Origin of the sequence: Pantoea sp. AS-PWVM4 (assembly GCF_000468095.1) — a bacterium.
In the GTDB taxonomy this organism is placed as follows: Bacteria; Pseudomonadota; Gammaproteobacteria; order Enterobacterales; family Enterobacteriaceae; genus Pantoea; species Pantoea phytobeneficialis.
The window spans coordinates 173045-185534 of record NZ_ASZC01000016.1; the positions used below are offsets into that span (position 1 = coordinate 173045).

General features: G+C 55.6%; 13 protein-coding genes. 2 read left to right on the top strand and 11 right to left on the bottom strand.

Annotated features, from left to right (window positions below):
* Window positions 1–31: 31 nt before the first annotated feature.
* The 6 genes from L579_RS15375 to prmB all read right to left on the bottom strand — a co-directional run bounded on the left by L579_RS15375 (window position 32) and on the right by prmB (window position 4640).
* On the bottom strand, window positions 32–313 hold the full coding sequence (locus tag L579_RS15375) for a YfcL family protein (protein ID WP_036626867.1): 282 nt from the start codon (window positions 311–313) through the stop codon (window positions 32–34).
* A 23-nt stretch (window positions 314–336) separates the two neighbouring features.
* Window positions 337–882, bottom strand: coding sequence for an elongation factor P hydroxylase (locus L579_RS15380; protein ID WP_021185120.1), 546 nt, complete (start codon window positions 880–882; stop codon window positions 337–339).
* Between the two features lie 67 nt (window positions 883–949).
* Window positions 950–1747, bottom strand: coding sequence for a sulfite exporter TauE/SafE family protein (locus tag L579_RS15385; RefSeq protein WP_021185121.1), 798 nt, complete (start codon window positions 1745–1747; stop codon window positions 950–952).
* Between the two features lie 18 nt (window positions 1748–1765).
* Window positions 1766–2590, bottom strand: coding sequence for a penicillin-insensitive murein endopeptidase (mepA, locus tag L579_RS15390; protein WP_021185122.1), 825 nt, complete (start codon window positions 2588–2590; stop codon window positions 1766–1768).
* A gap of 4 nt (window positions 2591–2594) precedes the next feature.
* The gene (gene aroC / locus L579_RS15395) at window positions 2595–3680 is read right to left on the bottom strand and encodes a chorismate synthase (RefSeq protein WP_021185123.1); all 1086 of its coding nucleotides are present in this window, start codon (window positions 3678–3680) and stop codon (window positions 2595–2597) included.
* Between the two features lie 27 nt (window positions 3681–3707).
* Window positions 3708–4640, bottom strand: coding sequence for a 50S ribosomal protein L3 N(5)-glutamine methyltransferase (prmB, locus tag L579_RS15400; RefSeq protein WP_021185124.1), 933 nt, complete (start codon window positions 4638–4640; stop codon window positions 3708–3710).
* Window positions 4641–4799: 159 nt separating this feature from the next.
* Here prmB and smrB point away from each other — a divergent pair, with 159 nt between their 5' ends.
* Window positions 4800–5348, top strand: coding sequence for an endonuclease SmrB (gene smrB, locus L579_RS15405; protein ID WP_021185125.1), 549 nt, complete (start codon window positions 4800–4802; stop codon window positions 5346–5348).
* A 33-nt stretch (window positions 5349–5381) separates the two neighbouring features.
* Here smrB and sixA read toward each other — a convergent pair whose 3' ends face one another.
* The 4 genes from sixA to L579_RS15425 form a co-directional block, all read right to left on the bottom strand.
* Entirely contained in the window at window positions 5382–5864 is a 483-nt protein-coding gene (gene sixA / locus L579_RS15410) for a phosphohistidine phosphatase SixA (protein WP_036626869.1), read from the bottom strand.
* Between the two features lie 225 nt (window positions 5865–6089).
* Entirely contained in the window at window positions 6090–8189 is a 2100-nt protein-coding gene (fadJ, locus tag L579_RS15415) for a fatty acid oxidation complex subunit alpha FadJ (RefSeq protein ID WP_036626829.1), read from the bottom strand.
* Window positions 8189–9499, bottom strand: coding sequence for an acetyl-CoA C-acyltransferase FadI (gene fadI, locus L579_RS15420; RefSeq protein WP_021185127.1), 1311 nt, complete (start codon window positions 9497–9499; stop codon window positions 8189–8191). The genes fadJ and fadI overlap by 1 nt, the downstream gene beginning before the upstream one ends.
* A 169-nt stretch (window positions 9500–9668) precedes the next feature.
* Window positions 9669–9965: a YfcZ/YiiS family protein gene (locus tag L579_RS15425; protein WP_081692788.1), complete on the bottom strand. Its 297-nt coding sequence runs from the start codon at window positions 9963–9965 to the stop codon at window positions 9669–9671.
* A 356-nt stretch (window positions 9966–10321) separates the two neighbouring features.
* Here L579_RS15425 and fadL point away from each other — a divergent pair, with 356 nt between their 5' ends.
* Entirely contained in the window at window positions 10322–11602 is a 1281-nt protein-coding gene (gene fadL / locus L579_RS15430) for a long-chain fatty acid transporter FadL (protein WP_021185129.1), read from the top strand.
* 100 nt (window positions 11603–11702) lie between these two features.
* Here fadL and mlaA read toward each other — a convergent pair whose 3' ends face one another.
* Window positions 11703–12470: a phospholipid-binding lipoprotein MlaA gene (gene mlaA, locus L579_RS15435; RefSeq protein ID WP_021185130.1), complete on the bottom strand. Its 768-nt coding sequence runs from the start codon at window positions 12468–12470 to the stop codon at window positions 11703–11705.
* Between the last annotated feature and the right edge of the window lie 20 nt (window positions 12471–12490).

Here is a 12490-nt window from a genome sequence, read left to right on the forward strand (position 1 = left end):
GCGCGATTTATCGCGCCGTTACGGAAGCGGCTTAGACGGTCTGACGGGCCTGGTTAAACAAGTTTTCCCACATACCCACTACCAGCGCCTGGTCGCGTGGTGACAGCTCACCGGCGGCGATGGCTTTTTGCAGGCTGTTAGTGACCTGAATCTGTAGCGCTTCCGGCGTGTGCTCGCCACTTTGTTCAATTTCGGCCACCGCCAACGTCAGGTGTCCACGCAGATAACCGCCAGCAAACAATTCGTCGTCACTGGCGTGATCCACCATATCGTCAATCAGCGCCAGAATGCGTGACTCAAATTCTACGATCATCTCAATTTTTCCTTCATTAATGGTCACAGATCTTCCGGCCAGGGAAACTGTGCCGCAGTCAGCGCAGGGGTGTCGTAATAATCTCGTAATGCCTGAATAAACCGTGCCGGGCGCGCCGGAATGCCTTGCTCAAGGTAGGTCATCACCTGGGTATGCACCTTCCGCTGAAACGCAATGCGATCTGGCTCACAATCTCCTTCGAGATTGTCACAACTTACGTTGAAGGGAAAGCCTGCCGCCATACAAAACATCCACTCCAGCGCCTGCGGCTTAATCTCCACCGATTCAAACTGGTTTTGCGTCTGCGCATCACGCCCGTCCGGGCAATACCAGTAACCGAAATCCACCAGCTTACGCCGCGCCTCACCGGCGATACACCAGTGGGAAATTTCATGCATGCCGCTGGCGTAAAAACCGTGCGCAAAGACGATGCGATGCCACGGTGAGGTTTCATCTGCCGGAAGATAAATGGGTTCGTCGTCGCCTTTAACCAGACGCGTCTGAAACTCGTCCTGAAAGCAGCTATCGAACACGCTAATCAGCTGCTCGTAATGGTGTGTTGTACTCATGATGTCATTGTTCTGTTGAAAACCGGCGTCATTGTCGCATCGGCTGCCGGTATTGACGAGTGTTTGATCACAGGGTGGCCATCCATGCCAGCAATGCGCTGCCGTGACTATCCCATAACAGTTTGGCGCTCATCACCGCAGAGACCGTCACCACCATCGGGCGGATCAGTTTCTGGCCACGGCTCAGCACCAGACGCGCGCCGAGTCTGGCACCGCAAAACGCACCCAGCAGCATAATCAGGCCGGTGCCCCACACCACCTTGCCACCAAACATAAAGAACAGCAGGCTGCCGAAGTTGGAGGTGAAATTGAGGATTTTGGCGTGCGCGGTCGCTTTAGCCAGATTAAAACCACACAGGGTGACGAAAGCCAGCGCGTAAAAGGAACCGGCACCGGGACCGAAGAAGCCATCGTAAAAACCGACACAGCCTCCGCCCACCAGCGCATAAGCCAAACCGTGCAGACGCTGCGCACGATCCTGCTCACCAATACGCGGCATCAGCAGGAACCATAGGCCAATGCTGATCAGCAGTAGCGGCAGTACCTGGCGCAGAATATCGGCCTTGATATGCTGGATCAGCACCGCACCGCAAATCGCGCCGATAAAGGTCATGGCGATATTCAACCGCTGTGCGCGAAGGTTAATTACCCCACGACGCACAAAGTACAGGCTGGCGGAGAAAGAGCCGCCGACCGATTGCAGCTTATTGGTGGCTAACGCCTGGGCCGGGGAAAGTCCGGCCGCCAGCAATGACGGCAGGGTCAACAGGCCACCCCCACCGGCAATGGAATCAATAAAAGCCGCCAGCACCGAGACACCAAATAACACCACCAGCACCAGAGGGCTGGCTACAAACCATTCCATAATGTTGTTACATCCCTGTTATAACAGATGGTTATCCAACAATGCCTGACACGAAGCGGGCAGCGGTGGTGGTTCTTTTTTGACCGGGGCCGTGGTGCCTGGCTGTTTCGGCAGGAACCAGCTTTCCAGTTCCGCACCACAACCGTCTCCCGGAGGCGGCGCAGGTTGATCCTGACACTCCAGACTCCCCGGCGGGCAGCGCAGTCGGACATGCATATGTGCGCGATGCGCAAACCACGGACGCACTTTATTCAGCCAGCCGCGATCGCTTCCTGCATCGGCGCAAAGCTGCTTTTTGATCGCCGGATTGACGAAAATACGTGTCACTTCATCATCTTTCGCCGCCAGTTTGATCAGACTATCGATCTGCGGCTGCCAATGACGCGCCACCACCTGCTTGCCATCCGGGGCGACCAGGTCGAGAGGTTGTGGTTTTAACAGTTGCTGCGCCGTCCAGCGATTGCGTGGCAGTTGCAACCAGATATCGACATCCAGCCCGGTTTGGTGGCTGGCGTGACCGCTGCTAAAACGTCCACCTGCCGCCATACCCATATCCCCAATCAACACCTGCCCCAGTTGCAGTTGATGCACCTGGTTGCTGAGGCGCTGAATAAAGGCGATCAAATCAGGATGACCAAAATAGCGGTGCTGGTCCTGACGCATCACCTGGTAATCGGGCGAGTTCAACGGCAGTTGTTGGGCACCCACGATGCAGCCATTGGCAAAACTGCCAATTGACTGTGGCGCACCGCTAATCGGTTGATAAATTTGCTGCCACGGTGTGGCAGCATTGACGGCGGCGGTACACAGCAGCGCGGCAAGGGTAAGCAGCAGACGACGCATCGATTTACCAGCGTGGAACAGTGGAGTTAACGTCAGCACACTGCGCACGCTGGCGCAGCAGATGATCCATCAGCACGATCGCCATCATCGCTTCGGCGATCGGCACCGCGCGGATACCGACGCAGGGATCGTGACGACCTTTGGTGATCATCTCAACTTCTTCGCCGTCACGGGTGATGGTTTTACCCGGTACGGTGATGCTCGAAGTCGGTTTCATCGCCAGGTTCGCGCTGATGGTCTGGCCGCTGCTGATACCGCCGAGAATACCGCCCGCATGGTTGCTCTGGAAACCGTTAGCACGGATTTCATCGCGATGCTGGCTGCCACGCTGGTTCACCACCGCAAAGCCGTCGCCAATCTCAACGCCTTTCACGGCGTTGATACTCATCAGCGCATGGGCCAGGTCAGCATCGAGACGGTCAAACACTGGCTCACCGAGGCCCGGTGGGACATTCTCTGCCATCACCGTCACTTTGGCACCAATGGAGTCACCCTCTTTTTTCAGCGCACGCATCAGTTCATCCAGCGCTTCCAGCTTGTCAGCATCCGGGCAGAAAAACGGGTTTTCTTCGACAATGCTCCAGTCCTTCAACTCACAAGCCACATCGCCAATCTGCGCCAGATAACCACGCACCTGTATGCCGTGTTTCATCTGTAGGTATTTTTTGGCGATGGCACCCGCCGCCACGCGCATCGCCGTTTCGCGTGCCGAGGAACGGCCACCACCACGGTAATCACGCAGGCCGTATTTTTGCTCGTAGGTGTAATCTGCATGGCCGGGACGGAACAGATCTTTGATGGCGCTGTAATCCTGGGAACGCTGGTCGGTGTTCTCAATCAGCAGACCAATTGAAGTGCCGGTGGTCACACCTTCAAACACGCCTGACAAAATTTTAACCTGATCCGGCTCGCGGCGTTGGGTGGTGTAACGCGAGGTACCAGGACGACGACGATCGAGATCGTGTTGAATATCGGCTTCGGTCAGAGGGATGCCCGGCGGTACGCCATCGACAATACAGCCCAACGCAATACCGTGCGACTCGCCAAACGTGGTTACTCGAAAAAATTGTCCGATGCTGTTTCCGGCCATGCTGAATCCTTGTTGCGTTGTTCGCTTTTAGTCTTTAAAGAATGAGAAATGATGCTGCGCGTCAACGATTTGCTGACGAGTCAGCATAAATACGCCGTCACCACCGTTGTCGAACTCCAGCCAGGTGAAAGGCACATCGGGATACTGTTCGATCATATGCACCATGCTGTTGCCCACTTCGCAAATCAGCACGCCCTGCTCACTCAGGTAATTTGGCGCACAGGCGAGGATACGACGCACCAGCTTCAGGCCATCGCTACCTGCGGCCAGCCCCAGTTCCGGTTCGTGACGATATTCACCCGGCAAGTCATCCATATCTTCGGCATCGACGTAAGGCGGGTTGGTGACGATCAGATCGTATTTCACCTCTGGCAGGCCACGGAACAGGTCGGCACGAATCGGGGTTACGTGGTTCAGCAAACCATGTTCTTCGATGTTCTGCTCTGCGACCGCCAGTGCATCGGTGGAGACATCAACGGCATCCACCTCGGCTTCCGGGAAAGCATAAGCGCAGGCAATGGCGATACAACCGCTACCGGTACACATATCAAGGATATGGTTTGGGTTTTCGGCGATCAGTCCGGCAAAACGGTTCTCAATCAATTCGCCAATCGGCGAACGTGGCACCAGCACGCGCTCGTCAACGTAAAATTCATGGCCGCAGAACCAGGCTTTGTTAGTGAGGTAGGCCACCGGAATGCGCTCGTTAACGCGGCGAATTACGCGTTCAACGATACGATGACGCTCGCTGGCAGTCAGGCGCGCATGGCGCATATCTTCCGGGATATCCAGCGGCAGCCAGAGGGTGGGCAGGACCAGTTGTACCGCTTCGTCCCAGGGGTTGTCTGTGCCGTGACCGTACCAGATACCGGCCGCAGAAAAACGGCTGACGGCCCAGCGCAGCATATCCTGAATGGTGTGCAGTTCGTTGACTGCCTCATCGACGAAAATTTTGTCCACGTAGCCCTCCAGCAGGCCATAAAATCAATCGGCCGATAGTTTGCCACGAAGCCGGGCAGAATTCAGCGCGGCGAGGCGAAAAAGCTGACATTTGTTAACACTTAAAGGTAAGGTAGGACCTCAGAACCCCTCGCCATTCCTGAAGATACCAATTGAGACATGAGTAAAAAGACGCCGCTAAGCCAGGACGATCAGGCGCTGTTCCGCCAGTTAATGACCGGAACACGCAAGCTGAAACAGGACACCATCGTGCATAAACCGGTGGTGAAAACGCGTGAAGTTCCGCTGAAAAGGCTGCTTTCCGAACAGGCCGATAATAGCCATTATTTCTCCGACGAGTTTCAGCCGCTGCTGTCCAGCGACGGGCCGGTGCGTTATGTGCGCGCCGATGTCAGCCATTATGAGTTGAAAAAACTGCGGCGTGGCGACTACACCCCGGAGATCTTTCTCGACCTGCACGGCTTAACCCAGATGCAAGCCAAGCAGGAGCTGGGTGCGCTGATCGCCGCCTGTCGGCGCGAGCACCTGTTTTGCGCCAGCGTGATGACCGGGCACGGCAAACACATCCTCAAGCAGCAAACGCCGCTGTGGCTGGCACAACATCCGTGGGTGATGGCGTTTCATCAGGCACCAAAATTGTTCGGTGGCGATGCAGCCTTGCTGGTATTAATTGAAGTGGAAGAGTGGCAACCACCAGAATTGCCTTGAGGGATGGGGCCGCCGCAGCGGCCCATAGCGGGATTACATCGCTTTGGCCAGTTTCGAGGGACTGACCTGCCACTCCAGCTTGCCTTCGCAGGTTGCCGGGTCAAAATTGACGCAGGCAATGGCGGAGGTTGCGAACATCGGCGGCGTTTCCTGTGGGCACAACTCGGAAACCAGATAGCCCACCAGCGGCAGATGCGAAATCACCAGTACCGATTTCACCCCTTCGTTCGCCAGCGCCTGTAAATAGCAGGCCACCAGCCCCGGATCGCCACCCGGCGTCAACTCTGGCAACACGTCCTGCCCTTCCGGCAGCGTCAGGGCTTCGCGTACCGTTGCCAGGGTTTGCCCGGCACGCAGATAGGGGCTGACCAGCACCCGTTCGATATCCAGCGCCTGGCCGTTGAGCCAGCTCGCCATCTGGCGTGATTCGTCACATCCGCAAAGCGTGAGTGGTCTGACTGAATCACTTGCTGCTTCCAGAGCCGCATCGCCATGACGCATGATAAAAACTTGCATAAAGCACCGCTGTTGTTTGTCGATATCATCCGGTACCACAGCACCAGACGCTTCATTCTGCGAATGAACGCTGTGTTTTACCGCAATGGCTTCAGTATAGTCAACCGGTTGTTTATTAAATAAGCATATCTCAGAATGCTACCGCATAAGCCTTATCCGAACCGCCTTTCTAACCCGCTGAATCTGTAAGCCTATTCAGATTTGTGCAGAAGTGTAAAATTTCGTTTACTCTTGTACCACTGTCATCAGGGTGTCACAAGGTGCGAAACGATCACCGTGCTGCTGCATTAAGGCGTTTAATGTATTGACCATTTCCGGGGCACCCAGCGTGTCCATATAACGGAAGGGGCCGCCCAGGAACGGCGGAAAACCAATGCCTAACACGGCGGCAATGTCGCCATCACGCGCGCTGCGAATCACCGCTTCGTTCAGACAGCGTGCGGCCTCATTCAGCATCATCATGACGCAGCGCGTGGCGATTTGCCCTTCACTTTGCCTGGCCTGCGGTTTGATGCCGAGCAGCGTGTAAAGCGACGGATCGGCTTTGCGTTTCATCGGGAAACGTGCGCGCTGATATAAATAGAAGCCTTTGCCGTTTTTACGTCCTTTGCGATCGTCAGCCAGAATCGCCGCGACGGCCTCCGGCGCGCTAAAACGATCGCCATATGCCTGTTGCAGAATCGGGCTGATTTTGCTGCCAACGTCAATCCCCACCTCATCCAGCAACTGCAACGGCCCCACCGGAAAGCCGAACTTCACCAGCGCTCGATCAATATGTTCAATTGGTTCGCCTTCCAGCAGACAACGCATCGCTTCATTTATATAGGGCGCCAGAATACGGTTGACGTAGAAGCCCGGTTTATCCGCCACCACCACGGCGGTTTTACCCTGCTGGCGCGCCAGCTGCACGGTAGTCGCCAGGGTTGCTGCCGAGGTGGTTGCATGCGGGATCACCTCCACCAGCGGCATTTTGTCTACCGGACTGAAAAAATGCAGACCGATCACGTTCTCCGGGCGCTGGGCTTTGGCAGCAATGTCGCCAATTGGCAGCGATGAGGTGTTGGAAGCAAAAATGGTATACGGCTGACAATGGCTTTCAATTTCTGCCACCATCTGCTGCTTCAACGCCAGATCTTCAAATACCGCCTCAATCACCAGGTCTCGCCGGGCAAAGCCCTGATAATCCTGCGTTCCGCTAATTAACGCCATCTGTTGCTGACGTTGAGCCGCCTTGATCTGGCGGCGTTTCAGACGCTGCGTCAGGCGATCCCAGCTATATTGCAACGCATGATTGATGCCGCTGAGGTTAATATCGCGAATACGTACCGGAAATCCGGCATTCAACGCCGTGACGCTGGCGATACCACCGCCCATCAGCCCGCCACCGAGCACGCCGATATGCTGAAGCTCGCGCGGTTCAGCATCAGCAAAGGCTTCTTTCTTTATCGCCGTGGAGGCAAAGAATAAACTGCGCAGCGCGACCGATTCGCGGGTCATCGCCAGTTGTCCAAAGGCATGCGCTTCTGCTTCATGACCGGCGCTGCTACCTTGCTCCAGCCCGGTACGCACCACCTGTAAAATACGCGCGACAGCCGGATAGTTGCCTTGGGTTTTGCTGTCGGTCTGACGTTTTGCCAGCGCGAACACCACCTGCCGGGCGATTGGCCCTTGCAACAGTCGATCACGGCATGGCAGCGTTCGCAGCGTCTTTTTCCCCTTCAGCACTCGCGCAATAGCGGTTTCCAGCAGAATGGATTGCGGGACCGCGTCATCAACCAGCCCCAGCTTTAACGCCTGCTTCGCCCGCAGTTGTTTCCCGGTCAGGATCAACGGCAGCGCCTGCTGAAGGCCAATTAACCGTGGCAAACGTTGCGTACCGCCAGAACCGGGCAGCAATCCCAACTGGACTTCCGGCAGACCCAGACGGGTTTTGTCATCCAGCGAGCAGATACGTGCATCACAGGCCAGCGCCAACTCCAGCCCGCCCCCCAGGCAGGCACCGTGAATCGCCGCCACGACCGGAAACGGCAGCGCCGCAATGGCTGCCATCACTTCTTGTCCTTGCCGTGCCAGCGCTTCGGCGTCATCCGCCGTCTGACAGCGGTCAATCATGCTGATATCCGCGCCAGCGATAAAGTTGTCACGTTTACCGGAGATCAACACCAGCCCGACCAGCTCGGGATCGCGGCGGGCTTCTGCCAGCACCGCCTGAATTTGCGGCACAAATTCAGCTTTCAGGGTGTTCATCTTCTCGCCCGGTACATCAATGGTGATCACGCCAATGTGATCGAGGCGCATATGCAGGTGGAACGCAGAATCATGCATTATTCGGCCTCCAGTACCATTGCGGTGCCTAAGCCACCCGCTGCACAGGCGGTCACCAGTCCCAGCCCGCCACCGCGTCGCCGTAATTCCTGTAACGTCTGGGTGATCATCCGCGCGCCGGTGGCGGCGAAGGGATGACCATAGGCGATCGATCCCCCCAGCACGTTAAAACGTTCTTCATTCACCTCACCGAGCGCATGCGGGCGATTTAACACCTCGCGCGCAAAGCGTTCATCATTAAACATTTTCAAATTTGCCAGGGTTTGTGCGGCGAAAGCTTCATGCATATCAATCAGGGTCAGGTCGTTGAGGCCAATACCGGCACGCTCCAGCGCCAAAGGCGAGGCATAGGCCGGTCCCAGCAACATATCCTGCCAGACATCAATGGCGCTAAACGCGTAGCTGCGCAGATACCCAAGCGGAGTGATGCCCAACTCACGCGCACGCCCTTCACGCATCAGAATCACGGCGGCTGCACCGTCGGTGAGCGGCGTGCTGTTGGCGGCGGTTACTGTGCCATGCTGACGGTCAAACGCCGGACGCAGCCGCGCATAGTCAGCAGCGCTGGCGTTAAAACGGACGTTGTTATCCTGCTCGATCGGGGCTTTCCACGGCGGCACAAAGGCAGGCATCACTTCCTGCGCCAGCACACCAGATTGCCAGGCACGCGCCGCACGCTGATGTGAACGCAGGGCTAACGCATCCTGCTGCTCGCGGGTGATGCCGTGCGTTTTCGCCATCTGCTCGGCGGTGTCTCCCATGCGCAGTCCGGTGGAATACTCAGCCACCGCCGGTGGCACCGGCAACAGGTCACGCGGGCGCAGGCGACGTAAAATTTGCAGTTTCTGGCTGAAGCGACGCGCTTTGTTCAGATCAACCAGCGCGCGCGCCAGGGTTTTACTGACGCCAATCGGCAATACCGAAGAGGAATCCGCGCCGCCAGCGATAGCGGCATCGATGCTACCCGCCATCAGACTTTCCGCCACATTTGCCACTGCCTGAAAACTGGTGGCACAGGCCCGGCTGACGCTGTACGCATCGGTATGCACGCTCAATCCACTACTCAACACGATTTCACGGGCGATATTGGGTGCTTCCGGCATTTGCACCACCTGGCCGAACACCAGTTGGTCGATAACCTCCACCGGCAATTCGCTGCGGGCCATTAATTCGCTCACCACCATCCGTCCCAGCTCCAGCGCCGGGATACCATGAAAATCACTCGCCTGGCGGGCAAAGGGGGTACGGAGTCCGTGGGTTATGGCGATGCGTTCGCCCTGACGCGTCAGCAGCGGCTGCGCTTTGCTCATTGCCTGTCACCTGTGCTATTCGACCGGGGCGTCATTGCCCAAAGAGGTCTGACCTGATCATCAGTGTTAACCAGGAGCGCGTAAGTCGCCAATATGCAGAGGAAAAAAGTGCGAGGAGAAACACGAAATTAACAAACACTGCCGGAACCAAGTCCGGCAGTTGGGGGGATTAGCGCAGACCGAGCTGGAAGATCAGGGATTCTGCCTGACAGGCGAAGATGAAATCGATATTCAGGCGCACGCCTTCGGCTTCATTCTCCAGTTTGGGGCGGATATCGCACGGCTCGGATTCAACCTGACGCGCCCGATCACTCAGGTGCTTCAGCATCGCTTCAGCCGCATGGCGGTCGGCAAACAATCCAGACCAGCTGGCAGTGCAATCGGTGTTGTCGACAACAGTCCCCACATCAACGCAGCAGCAGGCTGCGGTTTCGTTGGCGCTGCATTTATTAATGGCATCAGTCATGGCTTTCTCCTGACGATAAAACAGACAAAAAGGAATTTTTTCTGCCACAAAGTGTACGCCTGAAGCCTTACCGTCGCCACGCTCAACCTGCTAAGTGACGAATATCACACTAAAAATTGATCCAAAACAAATTTGACTCGCTATGCTGGAACGTAACGGCAAGGATTTTGTTAAGCAGATCTGATTTTATCGATCAAATTGGAAATATTTTAAAAACATTATTGCAACAAATACACAGGTCCGACCTATACTCGTCGCACTGGTCTGATATGTGTCTCTGTCGTCAGTCCCTACAATCCGCCGTCCCTTGTTACGCGATGTAACAACGTTTAATAATAATTGATGAGGTTGTGGTCATGAACCATAAGAACCTGTTTGCAAAGTCAGCTGTGGCAGCTGCAGTCGCGCTCGTCTCTTCTCATGTTTACGCTGCTGGCTTTCAACTTAATGAATTTTCAGCAATCGGATTAGGCCGTGCCTATTCAGGTGAAGGCGCAATGGGTGATACCGCCGCCTCCGCCAGCCGCAACCCTGCAACCATGGCATTGATGGACCGCCCCGAATTTTCAATTGGTGCGGTGTATATCGACCCGGATGTGAATATTAGCGGCACCAGCCCAACGGGCCGTAGCCTCGACGCCAAAAACATCGCCCCGAACCAGTGGATTCCCAATATCCACTATGTGCACCCGATTAACGATCAGTGGTGGGTGGGGGCTTCGGTCACCTCTAACTATGGCCTGGCGACAGAATTTAATAACGGTTACACCGCAGGCGCTTACGGCGGTACTACTGATTTAACCACCGGTAATTTTAATATCAGCACCGCTTATCGTCTGAATGAACATTTCAGTTTTGGTATCGGTTTTGATGCGGTGTATGCCAAAGCGAAAATCGAACGTTACGCCGGTGAATCTGGTGCTGCGCTGGGTCTTCCGGCTAATACCCAAATTGCCCATTTGAAAGGCGACGAATGGGGCTATGGCTGGAACGCTGGTATCCTGTATGAAGTGGATAAAAACAACCGCTTCGGCTTTACCTATCGTTCTGAAGTGAAAATCGACTTTGATGGCGATTACAAAAGTGACCTGCCGACCTCTGTTAACGCCATTAACCAGGCGATGGGTTTAGGTCTGCCGTATGCCACAGGGGGATCGACGATCCCGGGTTCACTGACACTCAATCTGCCAGAAATGTGGGAAGTGTCTGGCTGGCATAAAGTTGCGCCACAATGGGCGGTGCACTATAGCCTGACCTACACCAGCTGGAGCCAGTTCCAGGAGCTGAAAGCTACCAACAATGGTCAGACCCTGTTCTATAAAGATGAAGGCTTCCACGACGCCTACCGTATCGCGCTGGGTACCACCTATTTCTACGACGATAACTGGACCTTCCGCGGCGGTATCGCCTTTGATGACAGCCCGGTACCAGCAGATAAACGTTCCATCTCCATTCCAGACCAGGATCGCCTGTGGCTGAGCGCCGGTGCGTCCTATGCGTTTAACAAGGATGCTTCCGTCGATATCGGTGTGTCCTATATGCATGGCCAGAACGTAACGATTAAAGAAGGTAACTACACCTTCAGATCGGAAGGGAAAGCGATGCTGTACGCGGCGGGCTTTAACTATAAGTTCTGATGAATACGGGTGTGCGTAAAAACACACCCGGATCGTAGCGGCGGGATTTATCGCGCCGCTACAAATAAGAAGGCGGCTAAATCAGCCGCCTTCTTTTCATTTATTCCGCATCAATCTCATTGAGATCGCCCTGAATCGCTTTGGCGTTCGGGTTTTCTTCTGGCTTCAGCTTACCGCCACGGGCAAGGAAATCATTACGCTGGAAATAGGCGTTGCGGATAAACGCATAAGGATCCTGTTGCTGACGCAGAATAGCATCGCTATCCAGCAACTGCGCACGGGTTTCCACCCCTTCCAGCGTCCATTTACCTATCGACATTGGCCAGGTCAGCCAACCCAGCACTGGATAGAGGGTATCAACATAGTCCCCGCCATCCTGACGCAGGGTAAAACTACCGTAAGCAGGCAGTTCTACATAAGGTCCATAACCGACGCCATAACGGCCCAGCGTACTACCAAAACGGTGCGGCTCTTCACGCGCCAGCTCAGGGTTAGCTTTGCCCGCTACGTCGATAAAACCACCCAATCCTAACGTCGAGTTCAGGAAGAAACGGGTGAAATGGATCATCGCACGACGCGGCTCGCCGGTCAGGAAGGCGTTGACCATACTCGCCGGTTCATCAAGGTTACTGAGCACATTACTGATCCCAGTACGCGCAGGCACCGGCACATAATCGCGCCAGGCCACCGCCACCGGACGCACGACATACGGATCCAGCACGTTGTAGTTGAAATTAAACATCGTGCGGTTAAAGCCTTCAAACGGATCGCTGCGCTGCGCAGGTTGATCGTTGTCAGCCGGTTTGGAGCTGGCGCATCCCACCAGCAATACACTGGCCAGCGCCAGACCGGTCAGGCGGTAATTCATATTCTCTCCCTGTGCGTGCA

Excerpts from the sequence above, each read along its gene's own strand:
- L579_RS15375 (WP_036626867.1), bottom strand. The coding sequence starts at position 313 with ATGATCGTAGAATTTGAGTCACGCATTCTGGCGCTGATTGACGATATG.
- L579_RS15380 (WP_021185120.1), bottom strand. The coding sequence starts at position 882 with ATGAGTACAACACACCATTACGAGCAGCTGATTAGCGTGTTCGATAGC.
- L579_RS15385 (WP_021185121.1), bottom strand. The coding sequence starts at position 1,747 with ATGGAATGGTTTGTAGCCAGCCCTCTGGTGCTGGTGGTGTTATTTGGT.
- mepA (WP_021185122.1), bottom strand. The coding sequence starts at position 2,590 with ATGCGTCGTCTGCTGCTTACCCTTGCCGCGCTGCTGTGTACCGCCGCC.
- aroC (WP_021185123.1), bottom strand. The coding sequence starts at position 3,680 with ATGGCCGGAAACAGCATCGGACAATTTTTTCGAGTAACCACGTTTGGC.
- smrB (WP_021185125.1), top strand. The coding sequence starts at position 4,800 with ATGAGTAAAAAGACGCCGCTAAGCCAGGACGATCAGGCGCTGTTCCGC.
- sixA (WP_036626869.1), bottom strand. The coding sequence starts at position 5,864 with ATGCAAGTTTTTATCATGCGTCATGGCGATGCGGCTCTGGAAGCAGCA.
- fadJ (WP_036626829.1), bottom strand. The coding sequence starts at position 8,189 with ATGCATGATTCTGCGTTCCACCTGCATATGCGCCTCGATCACATTGGC.
- fadI (WP_021185127.1), bottom strand. The coding sequence starts at position 9,499 with ATGAGCAAAGCGCAGCCGCTGCTGACGCGTCAGGGCGAACGCATCGCC.
- L579_RS15425 (WP_081692788.1), bottom strand. The coding sequence starts at position 9,965 with ATGACTGATGCCATTAATAAATGCAGCGCCAACGAAACCGCAGCCTGC.
- fadL (WP_021185129.1), top strand. The coding sequence starts at position 10,322 with ATGAACCATAAGAACCTGTTTGCAAAGTCAGCTGTGGCAGCTGCAGTC.
- mlaA (WP_021185130.1), bottom strand. The coding sequence starts at position 12,470 with ATGAATTACCGCCTGACCGGTCTGGCGCTGGCCAGTGTATTGCTGGTG.